24 protein-coding genes and 1 tRNA gene are annotated in these 23,795 nt (G+C 70.7%); 11 read left to right on the top strand and 14 right to left on the bottom strand.

Annotation, left to right across the window (positions count from 1 at the left end; genetic code table 11):
• Positions 1 to 204: 204 nt before the first annotated feature.
• The gene (gene crgA / locus ACH4U7_RS29685) at positions 205 to 462 is read right to left on the bottom strand and encodes a cell division protein CrgA (RefSeq protein WP_014177983.1); all 258 of its coding nucleotides are present in this window, start codon (positions 460 to 462) and stop codon (positions 205 to 207) included.
• 146 nt (positions 463 to 608) lie between these two features.
• Here crgA and ACH4U7_RS29680 point away from each other — a divergent pair, with 146 nt between their 5' ends.
• The 6 genes from ACH4U7_RS29680 (at position 609) to ACH4U7_RS29655 (ending at position 5,518) form a co-directional block, all read left to right on the top strand.
• On the top strand, positions 609 to 1,376 hold the full coding sequence (locus ACH4U7_RS29680) for a DUF881 domain-containing protein (RefSeq protein WP_398530877.1): 768 nt from the start codon (positions 609 to 611) through the stop codon (positions 1,374 to 1,376).
• Positions 1,377 to 1,432: 56 nt separating this feature from the next.
• The gene (locus ACH4U7_RS29675; RefSeq protein WP_398530876.1) at positions 1,433 to 2,128 is read left to right on the top strand and encodes a class E sortase; all 696 of its coding nucleotides are present in this window, start codon (positions 1,433 to 1,435) and stop codon (positions 2,126 to 2,128) included.
• Between the two features lie 55 nt (positions 2,129 to 2,183).
• The gene (locus ACH4U7_RS29670) at positions 2,184 to 2,375 is read left to right on the top strand and encodes a hypothetical protein (protein ID WP_143667732.1); all 192 of its coding nucleotides are present in this window, start codon (positions 2,184 to 2,186) and stop codon (positions 2,373 to 2,375) included.
• Entirely contained in the window at positions 2,372 to 3,022 is a 651-nt protein-coding gene (locus tag ACH4U7_RS29665; RefSeq protein ID WP_089507425.1) for an aminodeoxychorismate/anthranilate synthase component II, read from the top strand. Before ACH4U7_RS29670 ends, ACH4U7_RS29665 begins: the two co-directional genes overlap by 4 nt.
• A gap of 518 nt (positions 3,023 to 3,540) precedes the next feature.
• The gene (locus ACH4U7_RS29660) at positions 3,541 to 4,701 is read left to right on the top strand and encodes a class E sortase (RefSeq protein ID WP_398530875.1); all 1,161 of its coding nucleotides are present in this window, start codon (positions 3,541 to 3,543) and stop codon (positions 4,699 to 4,701) included.
• Positions 4,702 to 4,777: 76 nt separating this feature from the next.
• A complete protein-coding gene (locus ACH4U7_RS29655) occupies positions 4,778 to 5,518 on the top strand; it encodes a class E sortase (RefSeq protein WP_398530874.1) in 741 nt (246 codons plus the stop codon).
• Between the two features lie 94 nt (positions 5,519 to 5,612).
• On the opposite strand, the gene pknB is transcribed toward ACH4U7_RS29655, so the two are convergent.
• The 6 genes from pknB to ACH4U7_RS29625 form a co-directional block, all read right to left on the bottom strand.
• Complete coding sequence (gene pknB, locus ACH4U7_RS29650) at positions 5,613 to 7,625, bottom strand: Stk1 family PASTA domain-containing Ser/Thr kinase (protein WP_398530873.1); 2,013 nt, start codon at positions 7,623 to 7,625, stop codon at positions 5,613 to 5,615.
• Positions 7,626 to 7,793: 168 nt separating this feature from the next.
• Entirely contained in the window at positions 7,794 to 9,266 is a 1,473-nt protein-coding gene (locus ACH4U7_RS29645; protein ID WP_398530872.1) for a penicillin-binding transpeptidase domain-containing protein, read from the bottom strand.
• Entirely contained in the window at positions 9,263 to 10,687 is a 1,425-nt protein-coding gene (locus tag ACH4U7_RS29640; RefSeq protein WP_398530871.1) for an FtsW/RodA/SpoVE family cell cycle protein, read from the bottom strand. The genes ACH4U7_RS29645 and ACH4U7_RS29640 overlap by 4 nt, the downstream gene beginning before the upstream one ends.
• A 22-nt stretch (positions 10,688 to 10,709) precedes the next feature.
• Positions 10,710 to 12,341 (bottom strand): PP2C family protein-serine/threonine phosphatase, encoded by a 1,632-nt coding sequence (locus ACH4U7_RS29635; protein ID WP_398531028.1) that lies wholly within the window; start codon positions 12,339 to 12,341, stop codon positions 10,710 to 10,712.
• A gap of 75 nt (positions 12,342 to 12,416) precedes the next feature.
• On the bottom strand, positions 12,417 to 12,938 hold the full coding sequence (locus ACH4U7_RS29630) for an FHA domain-containing protein (RefSeq protein WP_398530870.1): 522 nt from the start codon (positions 12,936 to 12,938) through the stop codon (positions 12,417 to 12,419).
• 10 nt (positions 12,939 to 12,948) lie between these two features.
• The gene (locus ACH4U7_RS29625) at positions 12,949 to 13,779 is read right to left on the bottom strand and encodes an FhaA domain-containing protein (protein ID WP_398530869.1); all 831 of its coding nucleotides are present in this window, start codon (positions 13,777 to 13,779) and stop codon (positions 12,949 to 12,951) included.
• A 325-nt stretch (positions 13,780 to 14,104) separates the two neighbouring features.
• Between ACH4U7_RS29625 and ACH4U7_RS29620 the strand changes: the two genes are divergently transcribed.
• Positions 14,105 to 14,191: transfer RNA gene (locus ACH4U7_RS29620), tRNA-Leu, on the top strand.
• A gap of 370 nt (positions 14,192 to 14,561) precedes the next feature.
• Here ACH4U7_RS29620 and ACH4U7_RS29615 read toward each other — a convergent pair.
• Complete coding sequence (locus ACH4U7_RS29615; RefSeq protein ID WP_398530868.1) at positions 14,562 to 15,215, bottom strand: FMN-dependent NADH-azoreductase; 654 nt, start codon at positions 15,213 to 15,215, stop codon at positions 14,562 to 14,564.
• A gap of 146 nt (positions 15,216 to 15,361) precedes the next feature.
• On the opposite strand from ACH4U7_RS29615, the gene ACH4U7_RS29610 reads away from it, so the two are divergent.
• From ACH4U7_RS29610 to ACH4U7_RS29595, 4 genes are all read left to right on the top strand, one after another.
• Complete coding sequence (locus ACH4U7_RS29610; protein WP_385617219.1) at positions 15,362 to 15,727, top strand: winged helix-turn-helix transcriptional regulator; 366 nt, start codon at positions 15,362 to 15,364, stop codon at positions 15,725 to 15,727.
• A gap of 250 nt (positions 15,728 to 15,977) precedes the next feature.
• On the top strand, positions 15,978 to 17,417 hold the full coding sequence (locus ACH4U7_RS29605) for a DUF2252 domain-containing protein (protein WP_398530867.1): 1,440 nt from the start codon (positions 15,978 to 15,980) through the stop codon (positions 17,415 to 17,417).
• 41 nt (positions 17,418 to 17,458) lie between these two features.
• Entirely contained in the window at positions 17,459 to 18,430 is a 972-nt protein-coding gene (locus ACH4U7_RS29600) for a hypothetical protein (RefSeq protein ID WP_398530866.1), read from the top strand.
• A 42-nt stretch (positions 18,431 to 18,472) separates the two neighbouring features.
• Complete coding sequence (locus ACH4U7_RS29595; RefSeq protein WP_398530865.1) at positions 18,473 to 18,826, top strand: rhodanese-like domain-containing protein; 354 nt, start codon at positions 18,473 to 18,475, stop codon at positions 18,824 to 18,826.
• 35 nt (positions 18,827 to 18,861) lie between these two features.
• On the opposite strand, the gene ACH4U7_RS29590 is transcribed toward ACH4U7_RS29595, so the two are convergent.
• The 6 genes from ACH4U7_RS29590 to paaA all read right to left on the bottom strand — a co-directional run bounded on the left by ACH4U7_RS29590 (position 18,862) and on the right by paaA (position 23,714).
• Complete coding sequence (locus ACH4U7_RS29590) at positions 18,862 to 20,031, bottom strand: acyl-CoA dehydrogenase family protein (protein WP_398530864.1); 1,170 nt, start codon at positions 20,029 to 20,031, stop codon at positions 18,862 to 18,864.
• Positions 20,032 to 20,163: 132 nt separating this feature from the next.
• Positions 20,164 to 21,273 (bottom strand): 2Fe-2S iron-sulfur cluster-binding protein, encoded by a 1,110-nt coding sequence (locus ACH4U7_RS29585; RefSeq protein ID WP_398530863.1) that lies wholly within the window; start codon positions 21,271 to 21,273, stop codon positions 20,164 to 20,166.
• Positions 21,273 to 21,776: a 1,2-phenylacetyl-CoA epoxidase subunit PaaD gene (gene paaD, locus ACH4U7_RS29580; RefSeq protein WP_089507439.1), complete on the bottom strand. Its 504-nt coding sequence runs from the start codon at positions 21,774 to 21,776 to the stop codon at positions 21,273 to 21,275. Before paaD ends, ACH4U7_RS29585 begins: the two co-directional genes overlap by 1 nt.
• Positions 21,770 to 22,474 carry a 1,2-phenylacetyl-CoA epoxidase subunit PaaC gene (paaC, locus tag ACH4U7_RS29575; protein ID WP_385617208.1) on the bottom strand — a complete coding sequence of 235 codons (705 nt, stop codon included), beginning with the start codon at positions 22,472 to 22,474 and terminating at the stop codon, positions 21,770 to 21,772. Before paaC ends, paaD begins: the two co-directional genes overlap by 7 nt.
• Positions 22,471 to 22,767: a 1,2-phenylacetyl-CoA epoxidase subunit PaaB gene (gene paaB / locus ACH4U7_RS29570; RefSeq protein WP_398530862.1), complete on the bottom strand. Its 297-nt coding sequence runs from the start codon at positions 22,765 to 22,767 to the stop codon at positions 22,471 to 22,473. Before paaB ends, paaC begins: the two co-directional genes overlap by 4 nt.
• Positions 22,764 to 23,714: a 1,2-phenylacetyl-CoA epoxidase subunit PaaA gene (gene paaA, locus ACH4U7_RS29565; RefSeq protein WP_398530861.1), complete on the bottom strand. Its 951-nt coding sequence runs from the start codon at positions 23,712 to 23,714 to the stop codon at positions 22,764 to 22,766. The genes paaB and paaA overlap by 4 nt, the downstream gene beginning before the upstream one ends.
• Between the last annotated feature and the right edge of the window lie 81 nt (positions 23,715 to 23,795).

Here is a 23,795-nt window from a genome sequence, read left to right as displayed (position 1 = left end):
TGTGCAAGCTGTGGAGAACATCAGTGCGGGCCCGCACTCATCTGCGTTTCCCCAGGCAGAAGCAGGTGTGAACGGTCGAACGGATGTGTTCGGCCGATCACACCGGCGTCAATGCGGCGGAAGTTATCCACAGATCTTCTGAGTTTTCCCCGGCTGTGGATAACTCTGTGGACGACCGGGGCGCGGAGGATCGGAGGGACGATCCTACTTCCACTGAGTGGAGACCACGAACCCGGCGGCGATGAAGCCGAAGCCGACCACGATGTTCCAGTTGCCCAGGGAATCGACGGGCATATCCCCGGTCGTCACGTAGAACATCACGATCCAGGCGAGGCCGATGAGGAACATCGCCAGCATCAACGGAGCCACCCACCGGCGGCCGCTGTGCAGGCTGATGTTAGTGGCCTGCTTCGCCGGCGGCGGCGTGAAGTCGTCCTTCTTGCGGATCCGTGACTTCGGCACGAGGAACTCTCCTGTCGATGCGCTGCGTGACCGCGCGGTATTGATACGGACGGCACCGGGTCGGGGCTGGGACGGGGGACCAGACCCTTCACTCGGGGCGTCCGTTAGCGTAGTCCTTCCGCGGCGTCGTAAGGAGTAAGGGTACGTTGAGCAATTCCGCCGGCACCCCCAACCCGGGCCCCCGCCGACCCGCCTTCCGCCCCGTCCGGCTGCTGACCGCCGCGGTTTTCGCGCTCGCCGGACTGATCTTCTGGACCAGCTTCGACACCGCGCAGGGCACCAATCTCCGCAGCGACGAGTCGATGCTGAGGCTGTCCGACCTCATCCAGGAGCGCAGCCGCAAGAACGCCGGGCTCGACGACAGTACCGCCCAGCTGCGCTCGCGGGTCGACGCCCTCGCCCGCCGCGACAACGGCGCCACGGACGCCGAGCGCCGCAGGCTCGCCGCGCTGGAACGGGACGCGGGCACCCAGAAGCTCACCGGAACGGGGCTCTCCGTCACCCTCACCGACGCCCCGCCGAACGCGACGGCGAAGATCCCTGGAGTGCCCGAGCCGCAACCCAACGACCTGGTCATCCACCAGCAGGACCTGCAAGCCGTGGTCAACGCGCTGTGGCAGGGCGGAGCGCGGGGGATCAAGGTCATGGACCAGCGGCTGATCTCGACCAGCGCGGTGCGCTGCGTCGGCAACACCCTGATCCTCCAGGGCCGGGTCTACTCACCGCCGTACACCATCACCGCCGTCGGCGACCGGGGCAAGCTGCGCGCCGCGCTGGCCGCCTCCCCGGCCATCGAGAACTACCGCAGCTATGTCGAGGCGTACGGGCTCGGATGGAAAGTCGCCCAGCACGACAGGGTGACTCTTCCCGGCTACTCCGGCACAGTGGACCTGCACTACGCCCAGCCCCGGTGAAACGCGTCATCGCGAGAACGCGACAGGCGCGGTGAACATGGACAGGTGTGCGGTCGATGAGGGTGCGACTGATCGTCAGGACGCTCAGTGAGATCTGCCTCACCGTGGGCACCCTGATCGTCCTCTTTGTCGTCTACGTCCTGTACTGGACCGGCGTCCTCGCCGACCGTGCGATGGACGGGGAGATCGACCGGCTCCAGGACCGATGGGCGACCGGCCCGGTCGCGGGCGCCGAGGCGACGGAGTCCCCGGCAGTCCGCCGCCCCGAGCCGGAGCCGTACCGGGACGGTGCGTCATTCGCGATCATGTACATCCCCCGCTTCGGCGCCGACTGGGCCAAGCCGGTCCTTCAGGGCACCGGGACCGACACCCTGAAGAAGGGGCTTGGCCACTACACCCGCACCGCCCGGCTCGGCGCTCGGGGCAATTTCGCCGTCGCCGGGCACCGCCGCACCTACGGCGACCCGTTCAAGGACTTCCCCCGGCTGCGCCCCGGCGACGCCGTAGTGCTCAGCGACGGTACGACCTGGTACACGTACCGCATCGACAAGCGGCCCTACCGCACGCTGCCCACCGACGTCGGCGTCATCGACCCGGTGCCGCGCGCGTCAGGGTTCCGGGGGCCGGGCCGCTATCTGACCCTCACAACCTGTGAGCCGGAGTGGGGGCACAGCCATCGGCTGATCGCCTGGGCACATCTGGACGCCACCCGTCCAGTGACCGAAGGCAAGCCGGAAGCTTTGCTCAGCTGACCCACCGGCCCCGGGCCCGGCCCCTTACTCTGGTGCTGCAGTCGACTTCTTCGTCGTGAGTAGGGATGGCATGTACGGCTGGATCTGGCGGCATCTGCCGGGCAACGCATGGGTGCGGGCGCTGATTTCGCTCGTACTGGTGCTGGCGATCGTCTTCGTGCTCTTCCAGTACGTCTTCCCGTGGGCGGAGCCCCTGCTGCCGTTCGGCGATGTGACGGTCGACGAGGGAATGGCGGGCCCCCGGTGAGCGCGCGCATCCTGGTCGTCGACAACTACGACAGCTTCGTCTTCAACCTGGTCCAGTACCTCTACCAACTCGGCGCCGAGTGCGAGGTGCTGCGCAACGACGAGGTGGCCCTCGGCCACGCCCAGGACGGCTTCGACGGCGTCCTGCTGTCCCCGGGCCCCGGCACCCCCGAGGAGGCGGGCGTCTGCGTCGACATGGTGCGGCACTGCGCGCGCACCGGCGTGCCGGTCTTCGGTGTCTGCCTGGGGATGCAGTCCATGGCCGTCGCGTACGGCGGGGTCGTCGGGCGCGCCCCCGAGCTGTTGCACGGCAAGACCTCGCGCGTGACGCACGAGGGCACCGGCGTCTTCAAGGGCCTTCCGTCGCCCTTCACCGCCACCCGCTACCACTCGCTGGCCGTCGAACGGGACACCGTCCCGGACGAGCTGGAGATCACGGCCTGGACGGAGACGGGCATCGCGATGGGGCTGCGCCACCGTCGGCTGCCCGTGGAGGGCGTGCAGTTCCATCCCGAGTCGGTGCTCACCGAGTGGGGGCACCGGATGCTCGCCAACTGGCTCGAGGAGTGCGGCGACACGGGGGCGGTGGGACGGTCGGCGGGCCTGGCCCCCGTGGTGGGGGCGGTCGGCGGTAAGGCCGGCGAGTGACCGCACTGCGCCCCGAGCGCGAGGGCGCGCCCCAAGGCGCCCAGGAGCCCGACCCATACGCGCCGTACGAGCCGAATGAGCCGCCCGGCGCCTACGGGGGCACGGACGCGTTCGCGGCGGCGGTGGAGCGGCTGGACGACCCCCTGACCGATCCGCTGCCCAGATCCTCGCCCGGACTCGTACCGGGGACCGTGACCGGGCCCGGTGCGGAGCCCGCCACCGGGCCTGCTACGAGGCCCACCGCCGGTCCTGCCGCGGGGCCTTCGACGGGGCCCATGACGGGCCGTACTACCGGGCCCATGACGGGGCCTATGGCCGAACCTCTGCCAGGGGCCGCCAGAACGCCCGCTGCCGGGCCTGTGGCGGGTCGGGCGGCGCCTTCCGTGTCTGGATCCGCCCCGGCCGCCGAGCGGCCCCCTGGAGGCCCGTCAAGGGCCCGCCATCGCCGCCCCGCCCCCGCGGCACCCGCCGGGCCGGCCACACCCGCCGACGCGGACGCGACAGCCGTACTGCCGCGGGTGTCCGAGGCGGGAGCTCCGGAACAGGCGCCGACCGGGCAGGCGCCGACCGGGCAGGCGCCTGGCGGAAAGACGCCAGGCGGACAGGCGCCAGGCAGGCGACGGGCGGCGCGCGACGACGAGACCGTGGCGCTGCGCGCGGTCCGGGCGGGGGCGGCCGACGGGCCCAAGGCCGCCGCCGCTCCCCCTCCGGGCGACGACGAGACGGTGCTGCTGCGGCAGATCGCGGCCGACCCCGCCGCAGCGGCTGCCCCGGACGGCCCGCAGGAGCCGCCGCCCGGGGGCCGGGCCGCCCGCAGGCGCGCCGCTCAGGCGGCGGCCAAGCGCGGCGGCGGCAGACGGGGAGCCCGCGCGCGCGGCGGGGCGGGGGGCGCGGGCGACGATACGGGCACCGCCACCGCTACCCCGGCCGGAAGCGGGCCGCAGACGGCGAAGCCCCGCACTCGTATGGAGGCCAAGCGCGCCGCCCGGGCGCGCAAGGACAGCCCGGCCGTCATCGCGAGCCGTGTCGTCGGTGAGCTGTTCATCACGGTCGGCGTGCTGATGCTGCTCTTCGTGACCTATCAGCTGTGGTGGACCAACATCCTGGCCCATCAGCAGGCGAACGGCGCCGCCAACAGCCTCCAGAAGAAGTGGGATCGGGAGGGCGGGGCGAACCGCGATCCCGGTACGTTCTCGCCCGGCGAGGGCTTCGCGATCCTCTACATCCCCAAGCTGGACGTCAAGGCCCCGATCGCCGAAGGGATCAGCAAGCAGAAGGTCCTCGACCACGGCATGGTCGGCCACTACGGCAGCGGCAAGCTGAAGACCGCGATGCCGTGGGACAAGAAGGGCAACTTCGCGCTGGCCGGGCACCGCAACACCCATGGTGAGCCGTTCCGGTACATCAATAACCTCAAGCCCGGCGACAAGATCGTCGTGGAGACGCAGAACGCGTTCTTCACCTACGAGATGACCAGCATCCTGCCGCAGACCCAGCCCTCGAACACAGGGGTGATCGGTCCGGTGCCGCCCGGCTCGGGCTTTACGGAACCGGGCCGCTACATCACCCTGACGACCTGCACCCCCGAGTTCACCAGCAAGTACCGCATGATCGTCTGGGGCAAGATGGTCGACGAGCGGCCTCGGAGCAAGGGCAAGCCGGACGCGTTGGTCCAGTGAGCGAGCGCGGCCGGGAAGGCCGGAACGACGGGGCAGTCAGAAAGACCGGGACGACCGGGAAAAGGGGTACGACGCGGTGGCACGGACCGACCAAGACGAGCGGCCGGGCGAACTGCCCGCCGCGCCCGCGCGGCAGGGCCGCCCCCGCCGGGGGCGGATAGCCGCGGCCGTCGGCATTCTGGGCGAGCTGCTGATCACCGTGGGGGTGCTCCTCGCCCTCTTCGTCGTCTACTCGCTGTGGTGGACGAATGTGCTGGCCGACCGCGAGGCGAAGAAGCAGGGCGACCGGGTGCGCCGGCAGTGGGCGCAGCAGGAGGGGCCCGGTCGGCTCGACACCAAGGACGGCATCGGCTTTCTGCATGTGCCGGCCATGCACAACGGCGAGGTGCTGGTCAAGAAGGGCACGGCGACGGAGACGCTGAACGACGGCGTCGCCGGCTACTACACCAAGCCGGTGAAGTCGGCGATGCCGTGGGACAAGAAGGGCAACTTCACCCTGGCCGCGCACCGGGACGGGCACGGCGCCAAGTTCCACAACATCGACAAGCTGGACAAGGGCGACGCGATCGTCTTCGAGACCCGGGACGTCTGGTACATCTACAAGGTCTACGCGGAGCTGTCCGAGACCTCGAAGTACAACGTGCGGGTGCTCAGCCCGGTCCCCAAGGAGTCGGGGAAGACGAAGCCGGGCCGCTACATCACGCTCTCGACGTGCACACCGGTCTACACCTCGCTCCACCGCTACATCGTGTGGGGCGAGCTGGAGCGTACGGAGAAGGTCGACGCGGACCGTACGCCGCCCAAGGAGCTGCGTTAACCGCCGGGCCCGACCACGGAGAAGCCCCGGCCGCCCGATTCCCGGGCGCCGGGGCTTCTTGCCGAGGCGACTGCTGCCGCGCGGAGCGCGCGTCCTAGGGCCCGCCGGAGGGGCCGCCGAACGGGATGGTGCCGCCGTCGCCGCCGCCGTCACCGCCCCCGTTGTTGCCCTGACCACTGTCGAAGGTGGTCAGGTTGACGACCTGGCCCTTGGGCACCTGCTGGCCCTCCGCCGGGTCGGAGAACAGCACCCTGGAGTCCTCGTTCTGCGATCCGGAGACGGTGCCGACGGTGAGGCCGGCGGCCTCGAGGGCCTTCTTGGCGTCCTTGAGCTTCTGGCCGCGCAGCTGGGGCACCGCGACGTTCTGCTGCTGCGCGGGGGCCTTGGCGACGGTCAGGGTGACGGTCGTGTTGGGCAGGACCTGCTCGTTGGGCTGGGGGTTCTGGCTGATGACCGTGCCCGCCTCGGCGTCGGCGTTCTCGACCTCCGTGGTCTGCACCTTCAGGCCCGCGCCCTCGAGCGTGGAGGTGGCGTCCGCGAGCTTCTTGGTGGTGACGTCAGGGACGGTGATCTTCGACTGGGGCCGGGCGACGGTCAGGGTGATGGTCGACTTGGGCGCGACCTTCTTGCCGCCCTTGGGGTCCTGGTCGATGACCTTGCCCGCGGTCTGGTCGGACTCCTCGGTCGTCTGGTTGACCTCGAAGCCCTTGGCCTCGAGCTGCTGCTTGGCGCTCTCGAACTGGATGTTGATGACGTCGGGGACTTCGACCTTCTCGGCGGGCTTGGGGCCCTTGGACAGGGTCAGTTGGACTGTGCCGCCGCGCTCGATGGCCTTCTTGCCCTCCGCGCTCTGCTCGCAGACCTTGCCCTTGTCCTCGTCGCAGAAGATGGGGCTGCGGGTCGCCTTGACCTTGAAGCCCCCGTTTTCGCCCAGTTGCCTGGCCTCGGTGACAGCCAGCCCCTTCAGCGGCGGAACATCGACGTTGTCGCTGTTGTTGCCGCCACTGAAGATCTCCTTGCCGATGAAGATCGCTCCGACCAGCACCAGGATGCCGGCCAGGACGAGCAGGATCGTCGAGAGATTGCTCTTCTTCTCGGGCCCGCGCCTGCGGTCGGGGCGCTCGTCGTAGCCGAAGCCCCCGTCGTCCTCGCGCATCGGCGGCAGCATCGAGGTCTGGGCGCCGACATCCTGCGACCGCAGCATGGTCGTGGGCTGGTCCTCGCCGCCGTAGCCGACCGCGCCCAGCGCGGCGGTGGCGGCGACGGGCTGGCCCTCCAAGGCCGCTTCGATGTCGGCGCGCATCTCGTCGGCGGACTGGTAGCGGTAGTCCGGGTCCTTGACCAGGGCCCGCAGCACGATCGCGTCCATCTCCGGGGTGATCTCCGGATCGAACGTGCTCGGCGGCTGTGGCTCCTCCCGTACGTGCTGATAGGCGACGGCGACCGGTGAGTCGCCGATGAACGGCGGGCGCACGGTCAGCAGCTCGTACAGCAGACAGCCGGTGGAGTAGAGGTCGCTGCGCGCGTCGACGGTCTCGCCCTTGGCCTGCTCGGGGGAGAGGTACTGGGCGGTGCCGATCACGGCGGCGGTCTGCGTCATGGTCATACCGGCGTCGCCCATGGCCCGGGCGATGCCGAAGTCCATGACCTTGACCTGGCCGTTCCTGGTGAGCATGACGTTCGCCGGCTTGATGTCGCGGTGGACGATGCCGTTGCGGTGCGAGTACTCCAGAGCTTGGAGAATCCCGACGGTCATCTCCAGGGACCGTTCGGGGAGCAGCTTTCTGCCGGAGTGCAGCAGCTCCCGCAGGGTGGATCCGTCGACGTACTCCATCACGATGTACGGGATCGAGACCCCGTCGACGTAGTCCTCGCCGGTGTCGTAGACCGCGACGATCGCGGCGTGGTTGAGCGAGGCGGCCGACTGGGCCTCTCGGCGGAACCGGGCTTGGAAGGACGGGTCGCGGGCCAGATCCACCCGGAGCGTCTTCACGGCGACAGTGCGGCCGAGGCGGGTGTCATGCGCGAGGTAGACCTCGGCCATGCCACCGCGGCCGAGCACAGAGCCCAGCTCATACCGGCCGCCGAGGCGACGCGGCTCTTCCATAGCTACTCCAGCCCTCTTCCGTCATTCCCGGCCGCACCCGTAGGGGCCCGGCGGTGTGCTGCTCGGGCATACCGTACCCGGGACGCCGTGCCGGACCCGGTCTCGGTCGCTACTTGATACGTGACCGGTACGGCGACGTGCGGGATCGGCACCAGGACGTGACCGGGGTCACTTCTCTCCGGCGAGCACCGCCTTCATCACGTCCTTGGCGATCGGCGCGGCGAGCCTGCCGCCGGCGATGTCGTCGCGGACGGTGTCGGAGCCCTCGATGACGACCGCGACCGCGACCGGCGAGGAGCCGTCCTTGCCCTTGGCGTAGGAGATGAACCACGCGTAGGGGTTCTTGCTGTTGGCGACGCCGTGCTGGGCGGTACCGGTCTTGCCACCCACCGTGACGCCCGGGATCCTGGCGGAGGTTCCGGTGCCGACCTGGACCACCGTCTCCATCATCTCCTGCAGCTTCTGGGCGTTGTCCTCGGAGAGCGGCGTGCTCATCTGCTCGGGCTGCGTCTGCTCGATGACGTTCAGGTTCGGGGCGCGCAGCTTGTCGACCATGTACGGCTTCATGAGCTTGCCGTCGTTGGCGACCGCGGCGGCGACCATGGCCATCTGCAGCGGGGTGGCGCGGTTGTCGAACTGGCCGATGGCGGACAGGGCGTTGGACGGCCGGTCCATCTTCTCGGGGTAGACGCTGGCGTCGGCGCGGACGGGCGTGAACTGCTCCTTGTTGAAGCCGAACTTCTCGGCCTCCTCGCGCATCTTGTCCACGCGGAGGTCGTCACCGACCTTGCCGAAGACGGTGTTGCAGGAGTAGCGCAGGGCGACGCGGAGGCTGGCGTTCTCGCAGGGGATGTTCCCCTCGTTCTTCAGGTTCTGGGTGGACAGCGGCAGTTTCCACGGCAGCGGCGACCGGGTGGGCTCGTCGATGTCCTTGTACAAGTCGTTCTCCAGCGCCGCGGCCGCGGTGACGACCTTGAAGGTGGAGCCCGGCGGGTAGGTCTGACGCAGCGCCCGGTTGAGCATCGGGTCGTCCGGGTTCTGCTTCTTGTCGAGCGCCTTCCAGGCGGCCTCGTCCTTGTCGCTGGCCCCCGCGATGGTGGAGGGGTCGTAGCTGGGGGTGCTGGCGAGCGCGAGGATCTTGCCGGTGCGCGGGTCGATCGCGGCGACGGCGCCCTTCTTGTCGCCCAGGCCCTTGAACGCGGCTTCCTGTGCCTTGGGGTTCAGGGTGGTGATGACGTCACCGCCCTTCTTCTCCTTGCCGGTGAGCATGTCGACGGTCCGGTTGAAGAAGAGGCGGTCGTCGTCGCCGGTGAGGATGCCGTCCTCGAGGTTCTCGAGCTGGTTGGTGCCGTAGACCTGCGAGGCGTAGCCGGTGACCGGCGCCCACATCTCGCCGTTCTTGTAGGTGCGCTTGTACTTGTAGTCGATGCCGTTGGTCTCGACGGAGCCCGTGATGGCGTCGCCGCCCTCGACGATGATGTTGCCGCGTGCCTGGCTGTAGCGGGCGATGTCGACACGGTGGTTGTGCTTGTGGTTCTTGAGCGAGTCGGCCTGGACGTACTGGATCCAGTTGTCCCGCAGCAGCAGGGCGAAGACGAGGAGTCCGCAGAAGATCGCGATTCGGCGCACGGGCTTGTTCACGGTCGGACCACCTGGGTCATCTCGGCGTCGGTGGACGGGGCGGGGGCCGGCGCCGGGCGGCGGGCGGTGTCGCTGATCCTGATGAGAATCGCGATGAGTGCCCAGTTGGCGAGCACGGACGATCCGCCGTAGGCGACGAACGGCATGGTCATACCGGTCAGCGGGATCAGGCCCATCACACCGCCGGCGACGACGAAGACCTGGATGGCGAAGGCCGCGGACAGGCCGATGGCCAGCAGCTTGCCGAACGGGTCGCGGGCGGCGAGGGCGGTGCGTACGCCGCGCTCCACGATCAGGCCGTACAGCAGCAGGATCGCCATGGTGCCGGCCAGGCCCAGCTCCTCGCCGACGGTGGCGAGGATGAAGTCGGAGTTGGCGGCGAAGCCGATGAGGTCGGAGGCGCCCTGGCCGAGGCCGGTGCCGAAGACGCCGCCGGAGCCGAAGGACATCAGGGCCTGGGCGATCTGGTCGGTGGTGGCCCAGCTCGGGGGGTGTTCCTGGTAGTAGGCGAAGGGGTGCAGCCACGCCATCACACGGATCTTGACGTGCGGCTCGAAGGACGCGACGCCGACCGCGCCGGCCGCCGACATCAGCAGACCGAAGACGATCCAGCTGGTGCGCTCGGTGGCCACGTACAGCATGACGACGAACATGCCGAAGAACAGCAGCGAGGTGCCCAGGTCGGTCTCGAAGACGAGGATGAGGATGCTCATCGCCCATACGACGAGGATCGGGCCCAGGTCGCGGCCGCGCGGCAGGTACAGGCCCATGAAGCGGCGGCTGGCCAGGGCCAGGGCGTCCCGCTTGACCATCAGGTAGCCGGAGAAGAACACCGCGATGATGATCTTCGCGAACTCGGCGGGCTGGATGGTGAAGCTGCCGACCCGGACCCAGATCCGGGCGCCGAAGACCGGCGGGAAGAAGACCGGGAGGATGAGCAGGATCAGCGCGCCGACCATGGAGATGTAGGTGTAGCGCTGGAGGATCCGGTGGTCCTTGAGGAAGATCAGCACGCCCACGAACAGCGCCACAGCCATCGCCGAGTAGATCAGCTGATTGGGGGCCGACGCGGAATAGACCTGGTCGATGCTCTTGGCACGCTGGGCCAGCCGCCGGGACTGGTCGAGACGCCAGATGAGCACCAGGCCGAGGCCGTTGAGCAGGGTCGCGATCGGCAGCAGCAGCGGGTCGGCGTACGGGGCGAACTTACGCACCGCCAAGTGGCCCACCCCGGCGAGCAGGCCGAGGCCCAGGCCATAGCTGAGCATGCCCGAGGGCAGCTCGTCACTGAGGGCCAAGCCCGCGTTGGCGTACGCGAAGACCGGGACGATCACCGCGAAGACCAGCAGCGCGAGCTCGGTGTTGCGTCTGCTCGGCGGGCCGATCGTGCTGATGGTGGTCGTATTGCTGGTACTGCTCATGGATCAACGGCCCCCTACGGCTTCACTGCTGGGCACTGCTGCACTGTGGGACCAACTTCTGCTCTTCCTCGGAAAGGGTGGGGCCGGGCTTGGGCGTGGCGCTGGACGAGGGCTTCGACGAAGGCGTGGACGACGGCGACTTCGTGTCCTTGTCGTTCGTGTTCGGCTGCTGCTGCTGCTGACCACCCGGCGCCGGCGGCGTCGTGGCCTCGCCCGCGCGCGTCGTCAGCTCGTTGTCGGTCTGGGCCTTGCCGCCGGCGGAACCGGCCGCCTTGTCCTTGTTCTTGTCCTTGCCGTTGGTGAGGTCCTGCTGCTTCTCCTCGGCCTGGCGCTGCGCATCCGACTTCTTGCAGGCGCTGGCGAGGGTGGCCAGGTCCTTGGTCTTGTCCTTGGCCTGGTTGAGGCTGCCGACCGCGATCGTGTCCTCGACCCGGCTGCGCTGGTCCACCGGTAGGTACTTGAGTTCGATCTCACGGTGGTCCTCATGGACCTTGTTGAGCTTGATCCAGGCGAGGTCCTGGCTGATGCCCTGGTAGATCGCCACATGGTCGCCGTTGGCGCCCACGTAGTACTGCGTCTGCGTCCAGCGGTAACCGCCGTAGAGGCCGCCGCCGACCACCGCGAGGCCCAGCGCGATGTACAGCGACCGCTTGATCCACTTCTTGCGGCCGCCCTTCTTGGTGAAGTCGCCGTCCGCGTACGCCCCGTAGCTGCCCTCGGGCGGGCCGCCGAGCGACGGGTCGCCGCTCCCCGGCGGGCCGAAGCCCCCCTGGGCCTCCCCCGGCGCCATCCCCCGGTTGCGCCCGAGCTCCGCGGCGCGGCCCGCGGGGGTGTGCGCGGCGCCGCCGTCCCCGAGGGAGGTCTGGTTCTCGGCGACCGCGCCCACGATGACGGGGGTGTCGTTGAGCTGTCCGGCGAGGGTGTCGCTGCCGTCGACGTCGAGGACGTCGGCGACGATGCAGGTGATGTTGTCGGGGCCGCCGCCGCGCAGCGCGAGCTGGATGAGCTCCTGAATGGTCTCGTGCGGGCCGTGGTAGCTGGCGAGGGTGTCCTCGAGGGTCTGGTGGCTGACCACGCCGGACAGGCCGTCGGAGCAGATCAGATAGCGGTCCCCGGCCCGGACCTCCCGGATGGACAGATCGGGCTCGACATGGTCGCCGCTGCCCAGGGCCCGCATCAGCAGGGAGCGCTGCGGGTGGGTGCCCGCCTCCTCCTCGGTGATCCTGCCCTCGTCGACGAGGCGCTGCACCCAGGTGTGGTCCTGGGTGATCTGGGTGAGCACGCCGTCGCGCAGCAGATACGCGCGCGAGTCGCCGACGTGGACGAGGCCGAGCCGCTGGCCGGTCCACAGCAGGGCGGTGAGCGTGGTGCCCATGCCCTCCAGCTGCGGATCCTCCTCGACCATCATGCGCAACTGGTCATTGGCGCGCTGCACGGCGCTGCCCAGGGAGGTCAGGATGTCCGAGCCCGGGACGTCGTCGTCGAGCTGGACGAGAGTGGAGATCACTTCCGAGCTGGCGACCTCACCGGCGGCCTGGCCGCCCATGCCGTCGGCGATGGCGAGCAGCCGGGGGCCGGCGTAGCCGGAGTCCTCGTTGCCCTCCCGGATCATGCCTTTGTGCGATCCGGCGGCGAAACGCAGTGACAGACTCATGCGCACCTCGCCCGTCGGCTCCGGGTACAGCCCCTTGCCAACCACGCTGCCCACCCTCCGGTCGTCATGGTCGTACTACTTCCGCAGCTCGATGACGGTCTTGCCGATACGGATCGGCGCGCCCAGCGGAATCGGTGTCGGTGTGGTGAGTCGGGTCCGGTCGAGATATGTGCCGTTGGTGGACCCGAGGTCCTCGACGATCCACTGGCCGTCGCGGTCCGGGTAGATCCTGGCATGCCGGCTGGAGGCGTAGTCGTCGTCCAGCACGATGGTCGAGTCATGGGCCCGGCCGAGGCTGATGGTCTGCCCCTGGAGGGCGACCGTGGTGCCCGCGAGCGTGCCCTCGGAGACGACCAGCTTGGTGGGTGCGCCGCGGCGGCCGCGGCTCGCGCCCCGGCCGGCCGGCTGCTGGCGCTGGGGTGGAGGCGTCGCCTGCCGCTGCTGCGGCCGGTCGGGGGCCCCGCGCCGCGCCGAACCGCGCTGGGTCACGCGGGTCCCGAACAGGTCGCTACGGATGACCTGGACGGCCACGATGACGAACAGCCACAGTACGGCGAGGAAACCCAACCGCATGACCGTGAGGGTCAGCTCTGACATTGCCCCCGCTTCACCCTTCGGCTTGCCGGTAAACGATGGTGGTGCTGCCCACGACGATGCGCGAGCCGTCGCGGAGCGTAGCGCGTGTGGTGTGCTGTCCGTCTACCACGATGCCGTTGGTCGAGCCCAGATCCTGGATGGTCGAGGGCGATCCGACCCGGATCTCGCAGTGTCGGCGCGAGACTCCGGGGTCATCGATCCGCACGTCGGCGTCGGTGCTCCGGCCCAGGACCAGGGTGGGCCGGGAGATCTGGTGGCGGGTGCCGTTGATCTCGATCCACCGGCGGGTCTGCCCGTACGACTGCGCACCGACGCCGGGGCCGCCCGCGCGGGGCGCGGAGCGGGCGCCGGACGGCGGCGCGGCGGGCATGGGGGGTGCGCCCGCGGGCTGCGGGGGGTAGCCGTAGCCGCCGGGGCGCTGCTGGGGCGCGGCGGGACCGCGTCCCCCTTGCGGGCTCTGGGACTCGCTGGACGCCAGGGTGCGGCTGCGCACGCGGTACAGGCCGGTGTCGAGGTCGTCGGCCTTCTGCAGATGGACCTTGATGGCGCCCATGAACGTGTAGCGCTGCTGCTTGGCGTAGTCGCGCACCATGCCCGCGAGCTCATCGCCGAGCTGGCCCGAGTACGGGCTCAGCCGCTCGTAGTCGGGCGCGCTCAGTTCGACGATGAAGTCGTTGGGGACGACGGTCCGGTCGCGGTTCCAGATGCTGGCGTTGTTGTCGCACTCACGCTGGAGCGCGCCCGCGATCTCGACGGGTTGGACCTCTGACTTGAACACCTTGGCGAAGGTGCCGTTCACGAGACCCTCGAGACGCTGCTCGAAGCGCTTCAGTACTCCCACGGGGCACCTCCTTCCTCAGTCGTGCTCAGTGTCGTCCTCATACTGCTTACTGATCGTATCCACGCGTCGGGAAATCGGGTGGTTCCCCTTCCTGGCCCTGCGGAGCAGTGTCACCTCTCACAGGGATCGTAGAGGTGCCTTCATGACAGTGTCCCGCAACCGGGTCGCTATCCGGTCGGGCGGGTGCTGGGGCGTCGGGAACGCGTGTGAATCCACCCTGGACGGCGTGCTAATGTTCTGGATGTCGGAAGGCGCACCGCACAGATCGGCCAAACCGGAAGGATCGGTTCGGTAAATCGGCGGTGATTCGGTCGGCAGCACCCATGCGCGGGTGGCGGAATAGGCAGACGCGCTGGATTCAGGTTCCAGTGCCCGAAAGGGCGTGGGGGTTCAACTCCCCCCTCGCGCACCAGTCGGATCGGGCCTCTCCTGTGTGACGAAAGTCGCGCCGGAGGGGCCCGTTTCGCGTTTGGGTGCGCTGTTTCGGGCGCGCTGTTTCGGGTGGGTGGGTTTCGGCGTGCGGGTTTCGGTGCGCGGGTTTTGGCGTGTCTCTTCCCCTGTGCCGCAGGTCACGGCGGTTTCGGTGAACCGGCCCGGTGGCGCAGTGCGTACACCCCGATGCCGGCCGCCAGGACGGCCGTGAGTGGGGCCTCCCCCGCTGCGCGCTGTCGCAGCCCTCGCGGTGCGTGGCGGCGTCGGCGGACGGGGGAGGCCCTGGGCCCGCCGGGCGGTCGGGCCGGAGCCGACGGGTGGTGGGGTAGCGGTGCGGTACCCGGTACGGGTCAGGCGGCGAGGCGGGCGGTGACGGTCTTGGCCTTGGCGGCCGCCTCCTCGTGCGCCTTGGCCTTGGAGGCGTCGGAGAGGTCGACCAGGTCGGCCATGGCCGGGTTGGTACGGGCCAGGGTCAGCTCCGGGACGATGAACTCGACGTCCAGGGAGAGCATTTCGGTCAGCGTCTTGCCCAGGTAGTTGAGGACGAATTCAAAGCTCTCGCGCGGGGTGCCGGGGCCGTAGCCGCCGCCACGGCTGGCGACGACGACCGTCGGGGTGCCCGCCGTGGTGGACGGCTGGGCCATCGACGTACGGCCCGCGATGATCACGTGGTCCAGCCAGGCCTTGAGGGAGGAGGGGATCGTGAAGTTGTACATCGGGGCGCCGATCACGACCGCGTCGGCCCGCTCCAGCTCGGAGGCCAGGGTGTCCCGCAGGGCGAAGGCGGCCTCGAGCTCCGGCGTGCGCTGCTCGGCGGGGGTGAAGCCCGCGGCGGCGGCGAGGCCGTCCAGGTGCGGCAGGGGCTCGGCGGCCAGGTCGCGGTAGATGACCGTGCCGTCGGGGTGCTGGGCCTCCCACTCCTTGCGGAAGGTGGCCGTGATGGCGCGGGAGGCGGAGGCGTCGGCAGGGAAGAGGGAGCTGTCGATGTGCAGAAGCGTGGGCATGAGGACCTTCCGAATAACGGAGCTCGGTGCCGGGGCGGCTTGGTGGCGGCCCCGGCGGTGAGTGCGAAAAATTTCTACGTAGCTATGAATAGCACAGGAGCTTACTTTTCCGCAGTATGGGTTGAAGTGGCAGTACGCTGTGCTCCATGGCGGGTGGCGGCGGGCGCGCGGAGCACGACGAGAAGACGTGCATGAAGGTCGACGGGACGATGACCCGCGTCTTCGAACTGCTCGGCAAGCGGTGGACCGGGCTCATCGTGACCGTCCTGATGACGCGGCCCGCGTACTTCGCCGAGCTGCGGCGGGCCATCCCGAAGATCAGCGAGCGCATGCTGACCGACCGGCTCACGGAACTGGTGGCGGCGGGGCTGGCGCTGCGGGAGGTCGATGCGGGGCCGCCGCTGCGGGTCACCTATCGGCTGACGGAGAGCGGCAGGGCGCTGGAGCCCGCGCTGAGCGAGCTGGCTCGGTGGGCGGAGCGGTACATGGCCGAGGACGAGGAGTGCCGGTAGCCGGCCCTCACCTTCTGAGCGGGTTCTGAACAGGGCGTTCGCGGCGGTCGGCGAGGTTATCCACAGGCCGTGACGGGTTTTCGCGGCGGGCTGTACGGTCATGGCAGTCGAAGTCTTCGGGCCTGTGTCCGGGGCCGGTTGCCGGTCTGGTTGTCGGTCTCGTCGTCTTCGACGTCTGCGATATCTGCGACATGGCCGGTGGTTGTGCCGGCGGGGAAATGGGGGGCGCGTGTTGAACGGGGGACGCGTGATGACGGACGGCGAGCGCGGCGAGGAGTCGGTGCGGCGGCTGCCGCATGTCCCGGGGTTCGCCCCGTGGCCGGGGAGCGGCGCGGCCCGGCAGGAAGGGAAGGCGCTGCGGGAGCGGGTGCCCCGCTCGGCCCATCGCGAGCTGCCGCGGGGCGCGGGGCGGCCGGACGCGGTGGAGGCGGTCGAGCGGTCCAACGCCGGGCGGCTGCCGGAGCTCACCCCGATCCGGGTCGGGCGAATGGCCGCCTCCCCCTTCTCCTTTCTGCGCGGGGCGGCCGGGCTGATGGGCCACGATCTGGCGGCCACGCCGGTGACCGGCGTCGGCGCGCAGCTCTGCGGGGACGCCCACGGCGCCAACTTCGGTCTGTACGGGGACGCCCGCGGCGGCCTGGTCATCGATCTCAACGACTTTGACGAGACCATCCACGGCCCGTGGGAGTGGGATGTGAAGCGGCTCGCCGCCTCGCTGGTGCTGGCCGGGCGGGAGGCGGGAGCGGACGAGGACACCTGCCGGGCGGCGGCGCATGACACGGTGGGCTCCTACCGGCGCACGCTGCGGCTGCTGTCGAAGCTGCCCGCCGCCGACGCGTGGAACGCGATCGCGGACGAGGAGTTGGTCTCGCACGCGGACGCCAAGGACCTGGCCGGCACGTTGCAGCGGGTCTCGGAGAAGGCGCGGCGGAACACGAGCGCGCGGTTCGCCGCCAGGTCGACGGAGGCCGTGCCGGACGGGGAGAACCCGTCCGGGCGACCGGTGGCGCGGCGCTTCGTGGACGCGCCGCCGGTGCTGCGACGGGTGCCGGACGCGGAGGCGGCGGCCGTGGCGTCGGCGCTGGGCGAGTATCTGGGGACGCTGCCGGAGGACCGGCTGCCGCTGCTGGCCCGTTACGCGGTGCACGACGTGGCGTTCCGGGTGGTGGGCACCGGAAGCGTGGGGACGCGGTCGTATGTGGTGCTGCTGCTCGACCACCGAGGTGAGCCGATGGTGCTGCAGATCAAGGAGGCGCGGCCGTCCGCGCTGCTGCCGTATGTGCGGCAGGCCGGCTTCGAGGTGTCCGCCGTCGCGCATGAGGGGCGGCGGGTGGTGCTCGGCCAGAAGCGGATGCAGGTGGTCAGCGACATTTTGCTGGGCTGGGCCACGGTCCAGGGGCGCCCCTACCAGGTGCGGCAGTTCCGCAACCGGAAGGGAAGTGTGGACCCGGTGGCGCTGGCGGCCGACCAGCTGGATGACTACGGGCGGATGACGGGCGCGCTGCTGGCGCGGGCGCATGCGCACAGCGTGGACCCGCGGCTGCTGTCGGGGTACTGCGGAAAGGGGGACGAGCTGGACGAGGCGGTCGCCGAGTTCGCGGTGGCGTACGCGGACCGCACGGAGGAGGACCATGCGCGGCTTCTCGCCGCGGTGCGGGGCGGGCGGATAGCGGCCGAGTTGGGGGTGTGACACCTCCCCGGCCCGATTGCTGCCGGACGTAGGGTGAGCGGGTGACGAACCCGGAAGCGCAGCAGCAGGCCCGGCAGCCGGTGCCGGAGGCAGAGCCCCAGGCTGAATCGCAGGAGCGATCACACACCCGGCCCGAAGCCCGATCAGAGGAGCCGTCGGAGCCGGCGGCGGGTGTGCCGTCGGACGCGGGCACGGACGCGGAGGCGGAGGCGGAGGCGGAGGCCGAGGCGACGGCGGAGGCGGAAGCCACCGCGCGGCTTGAGCGGGCCGTGCGGGCGGCGGAGCAGGCGCTGATCGAGTTCGAGATCGCGGTGGAGACCTTCCGCATCGAGGTGGAGAACTTCTCCCGGCTCCACCACCAGCGGCTCGGGCCGATGTACTCCCGCCTCGACGAGCTGGACGCGCTGATCGCCGAGGCGGTGGCGGCGCGCACAGGCGACCCCGAGGACATCCGCAAGGCGCGGGAGGCGCGGGGGCTGGTGCTGCCGATGCCGCAGGTCGAGGAGCTGTTCCACGGCTGGCTCGACTCCGATGGGCTGTCGCCCGAGGGGGCGGCCATGCTCACCGAGCAGCCGGTGCAGCCGCCGCCGCGGGTGCGGCCGAGCGAGGAGGCGCGCCGCATCTACCGGGAGCTCGCCCGCAAGGCGCATCCGGACCTGGCGGAGGACGGAGCCGAGCGGGAGCGGCGCGGCGAGTTCATCGTGCGGGTCAACGCGGCGTACGCGGCCGGGGACGAGGAGCGGCTGCGGGCGCTGGCCGAGGAGTGGGCGGCCGGTCCGCCGCCACCCGAGCGCCGGTGGAGCCCCAGCGAGGAGCTGTACGCCCGGCTGGAGTGGCTGGCCGCGCGGAAGGAGATGCTGGCCCAGGTCGCCGCCGAGCTGGAGTCCGGCGCGATCGGCGCGATGATCAAGATGGCGCCGGAGGACCCCGACGGGCTGCTCGACGAGATCGCCGAGCAGCTGCTGGCCAAGGTCGCCGAGAAGGAGAATCAGCTGGCGGAGCTCGTGCGGTAGTAGGTTTCCCTCAGCTGCCAGGTCGTGTGAGAGGTGTATGTGATGGGATTTGCCCCGCTTCCCGAGGTGGAGGTCGCGGCGGTGCCGGCCGATGGGTTCCTGCTGGATGTGCGGGAGGACGACGAGTGGGCCGCAGGGCACGCCGAGGACGCCCTGCATATCCCCATGGGGCAGATCGTGGCCCGGTTCGGTGAGCTGACCGAGGCGCTGGGCGATGGCGGACGGGTGCATGTGGTGTGCCGGGTCGGCGGGCGGTCGGCGCAGGTGACGCAGTATCTGATCGCCCAGGGTCTGGACGCGGTGAATGTGGACGGCGGCATGCTCGCCTGGCAGGCGGCGGGCCGCCCGCTGGTGAGCGGGCAGACCGCCGCGGCCGACAGGGCCTTTGTGCTCTAGTCGAGCGCCCGGACAGGGGCCCGCTGTGTACTGGCCTAGCCGAGCGGATGGGCGGCGAGTAGGTCGCCCAGCGCCTCCTCGTGGGCGGCGGCGGGGCCGAGGGACAGCTCCAGCTGTTTGGCCCAGGCGTGGTAGCGGTGCAGCGGATAGTCGGTGGCCGCGCCGAAGCCGCCGTGCAGATGCTGCGCGGTCTGGACGACGCGGCGCACCCCCTCGGCGGCCCAGATCTTGGCCACGGCGACATCCCCCGCGACGGGCAGCGCCCCGGGCGCGGCCGGTGCGCCCTCGCGGTCCGTGGCCAGCCGCCAGGCGGCCTGCCAGAGCGTGGCCTCCATCGCGCGCAGATCGATATAGCGGTCGGCGGCCTGGACGGCGACCGCTTGGAAGGTGGCGAGCGGGAAGCCGAACTGCTCGCGCTTGCTAGTGTAGGAGCTGGTCAGGGTGAGCACCGCTTCGCCAAGCCCCAGCGCGAGCGCGCAGGTGCCGGTGGTGAGGAGATGGCGCAGCCACTCCCAGGCGCCGTCCGCCGTCAGCACCTCTGAGCCGTCCAGCCGTACGGAGTCCAGGCGGATCTCGGCCAGCCGTTCGCCGCTGGTGGAGATCTGCGGGCTGAGGGCGACACCGGTGAGGTCGCGGGGGACCAGCGCGAGTAGCGTCTGGCCCGCTTCGGTGTGGGCGGGGATGAGGATGTGGTCGGCGCTGTGGGCCCAGGGCACGGCGGTCTGAGCGCCGTCGAGGACCCAGGAGCCGCCGTCGCCGTCAGCGCGACTGTCTTGGCGGGCCTGTACGGCGAGTTCGGCCGCGTCGTGGCCGGTGCGGCCGTGGGGCGCGACGGTCAGCACGAGCTCGCCCCGGCCGACGCCGGGCAGCACGGCGGCGCGCAGTTCCTCCCCGCCGTACCGCTGGACGGCGAGCGCGGCCGCGGTGGACTCCAGCAGCGGCACACGGGCCAGGACCCGGCCGGCCTCGCGCAGCACCAGGCACAGGGCGATGGGGTCCAGTCCGGCTCCGCCGTACCGCGGGTCCAGCAGGAGTCCGAGCAGATCGGCGTCGGCGGCCTTGCCCCACAGCCGGCGGTCGAGGTCGTCGGCGACGGCGCCGGGCGTGAGCGCGGGGCTGGGCACCCCGTCCGGCGGGGCGGAGGAGAAGACCGCCTTCGCCGCCTCGGCGGCCGCCTGCTGCTCCTCGGTGAAGGTGAAGTCCACTGTCCGTCCTCCCGCGCCATGGCTTGGTCTGACGGCCCGTCAAGATAGAACAGGTTCTACAAGAAGGGAACGCCCGCGCAAGCCCGCCCTTTCGGGGACGCCGACCACCCCGTCGGGCCGCGCTGCGGCGGTTCAGCGGTCGAAGTCCAGCTCCACGCGCTCGTCGACCGGGTGCGACTGACAGGACAGCACATAACCGGCCGCCACCTCGTCCGGCTCCAGCGCGAAGTTCCGGTCCATCCGTACCTCGCCCGAGACCAGGAACGCCCGGCAGGTCCCGCAGACCCCGCCCTTGCAGGCGTATGGCGCGTCCGGGCGGTTGCGCTCCACGGCCTCCAGCAGCGATTCGCCCTCCCGCACCGGCCAGGTGCCCGACCGGCCGTCCAGGGTCGCCGTCACCATGGAGCGGGACGGGGCCGCGGTCGGGCTCGGCCCCGCGGGGACGGCCTCGCTGTCCCCGGCGTCCACATGGAAGATCTCCTGGTGGATGCGGCGGCGGGCGACCCCGAGGGCGCGCAGCGCCCGCTCGGCGCCGCGCACCATCCCGTACGGCCCGCACAGGAACCAGCCGTCCACCGACTCCACCGGCAGCAGCGCCGGCAGCAGCCCGGTCAGCCGCTCCTCGTCGAGCCGTCCGGAGACCGGCCCGGCCTGCCGCTCCTCCCGGGAGAGGACGCTCACCAGCTGGAACCGGCCGGGCCAGCGGTCCTTCAGATCGGCGACCTCCTCCAGGAACATCGTGGAGGCGGTGGTGCGGTCACCGCGGATCAAGGAGAAGCGGGCCTGGGGCTCGCGGGCGAGCAGCGTCGAGGCGATGGACAGAACGGGGGTGATGCCGCTGCCGCCGACCACGGCGGCGAAGTGGCCGGGCCTGGGGTCCAGTACGAACCGGCCGGCCGGGGCCATCACCTCCATGACCTCGCCGACCGCCAGCTCCTTGAGGGCATACGTCGAGAACTCGCCGCCCTCGACCAGCCGCACCCCGACCCGCAGGGCCGAGGGGCCCTCGGCCGCCGGCGCCGGTGTGCAGATCGAGTAGGTCCGCCGTATCTGGGCGCCGTCGGCGAACCGCCGCACCGCGATGTGCTGCCCCGGAGAGAAGCGGAAGGTCTCGCGCAGCGCGGGCGGGACCTGGAGGGTGACGGCCACCGAGTCGTCGGTGAGCCGGTCGACCGCGATCACCCGCAGTGGATGGAAGGCGCCATGGCGGGGCACGGGCGCCGCCACGCCTTCGGCGGCCATCACAACTCCTTGAAGTGGTCGAAGGGTTCGCGGCAGGTCTCGCAGCGGCGCAGCGCCTTGCAGGAGGTGGAGGAGAAGCGGCTGAGCAGCTTGGTGTCGGTCGATCCGCAGTGCGGGCAGCGCACCGTCAGGTCGACGGCGACCGGCCCGCCCGCGGCGCGGGGGCCGGGCGGTGCGATGCCGGACTCGGCCAGCTTGCGGCGGCCTTCCGCGCTGATCTCGTCCGTCGACCAGGGCGGGGAGAGGACGGTGCGGACCGTCACCTCGGGTATGCCGTGGTCGTGCAGCACCTGTTCGACGTCCGCGGCCATCGACTCCAGCGCGGGACAGCCGGTGTAGGTGGGGGTCAGCTCGACCTCGACCCGGCCCGGCGCCATGACGCGCAGCGCGCGCAGCACACCGAGCTCGGCCAGGCTCACCATGGGCAGCTCCGGGTCCGGCACGGCACCCGCCAGCTCGCGCAGCCGGGTCTCGAGCGGGGTCGCGGGCGCGGGCGTCACCATGACGCCCCCGGGTGGCTGCGGTGCAGATGCTGCATTTCGGCCAGCATCCGGCCGAACGGCTCGGTGTGGACGCCCTGCCGCCCGGCGCCGGCCGCCCAGGCGCCGCGCCGCGGGCCCTCGGGCACGGCCAGGGTGGCCCGGTCCAGCACGGCCGTGATCCGTGCCAGCCATTCGTCGTGCAGGGCGGTCCAGTCCACCTCGCACCCCTCGACCGGCTCGAACAGCTCGCCGGTGAACCGCCACAGCGCCTCCAGACCGCGCCGTATCCGCTCATGGCTCTCGGCGGTGCCATCGCCCAGCCGCAGGGTCCAGTGCTCGGCGTGATCGCGGTGGTAGGCGACCTCCTTGACCGCCTTGGCGGCCAGCGGGGCGAAGGGGCCGTCGCCGCGCGCCAGCCGGTCGTACAGCAGCTGCTGATAGGTGGAGAAGTACAGCTGGCGGGCGATGGTGTGGGCGAAGTCGCCGTTGGGCTGCTCGACGAGCTGGACATTGCGGAAGGCGCGCTCCTCCCGCAGATAGGCCAGTTCGTCCTCGTCGCCCGCCAGGGAGAGCAGCACCCGCGCCTGCCCGAGCAGGTCCAGGGCGATATTGGCGAGGGCGACCTCCTCCTCCAGCACCGGGGCGTGCCCCGCCCACTCCCCCAGCCGGTGGGAGAGCACCAGGGCGTCGTCGCCGAGGGCGAGTGCGGCGGCGGTCACAGGTGCCGCACCCCCTCGGGGATCTCGTAGAAGGTCGGATGGCGGTAGGCCTTGTCGGCGGCCGGCTCGAAGAACGGATCCTTCTCGTCCGGTGAGGAGGCGGTGATCCGGTCGGACGGCACGACCCAGATGGAGACGCCCTCGGAGCGGCGCGTATACAGATCGCGGGCGCTGCGCAGAGCCATCTCGGCGTCCGGCGCGTGCAGGCTGCCGGCGTGGGTGTGGGACAGGCCGCGCCTGCCGCGCACGAACACTTCCCACAGGGGCCACTCACCGCTGGTGCCGCCGCTCATGCTCCGGCCTCTCCGTGCTTGGCCGCATACGCCGCGGCCGCCTCGCGCACCCAGGCGCCTTCCTCATGGGCCCGTCGCCGCTGGGAGATGCGCTGGGTGTTGCACGGCCCGTTTCCCCGGAGCACTTCGCGGAACTCCTCCCAGTCGATCGGCCCGAAGTCGTAGTGGCCCCGGTCCTCGTTCCACCTCAGGTCGGGGTCGGGGAGGGCCAGGCCGAGCGCTTCGGCCTGCGGGACGCAGATGTCGACGAAGCGCTGGCGGAGCTCGTCGTTCGAATGGCGCTTGATCTTCCAGGCCATGGACTGGGCGGAGTGGGCCGATGCCTCGTCGGGCGGGCCGAACATCATCAGCGAGGGCCACCACCAGCGGTCCACCGCGTCCTGAGCCATCGCGCGCTGCGCCTCGGTGCCACGGCTCAGGGTCAGCAGCAGCTCGAAGCCCTGGCGCTGGTGGAAGGACTCCTCCTTGCAGATCCGGACCATCGCCCGTGCGTACGGCCCATAGGAGCAGCGGCACAGCGGCACCTGGTTGGTGATCGCCGCGCCGTCCACCAGCCATCCGATGGCGCCCACATCGGCCCAGGTGAGGGTGGGGTAGTTGAAGATCGAGGAGTACTTCTGGCGGCCGGAGTGGAGCTTGTCGAGCAGCTCGTCGCGGCTGGTGCCCAGGGTCTCGGCGGCGCTGTAGAGATACAGGCCGTGTCCCGCCTCGTCCTGGACCTTGGCCATGAGGATGGCCTTGCGGCGCAGCGAGGGCGCCCGGCTGATCCAGTTGGCCTCCGGCTGCATGCCGATGATCTCGGAGTGTGCGTGCTGGGCCATCTGTCTCACCAGCGAGGCGCGGTATTCGTCGGGCATCCAGTCGCGGGGCTCGATGCGCTCGTCCGTGGCCAGGGCGGCGTCGAACACCGTCTGATACGCCTCCGCGTCAGCCGCCATCGTCGTCATGCGAAGCCCCTTCGCCGTCCCCGCCGGGCTGTCGCCCGCACCCGACCGACCGATCGTTCGGTTCAATGGTGTGCCGGGGGA

The organism is Streptomyces sp. NPDC020845, assembly GCF_044334165.1.
Lineage (GTDB): Bacteria > Actinomycetota > Actinomycetes > Streptomycetales > Streptomycetaceae > Streptomyces.
This window is presented reverse-complemented; position numbering and strand designations above follow the sequence as displayed.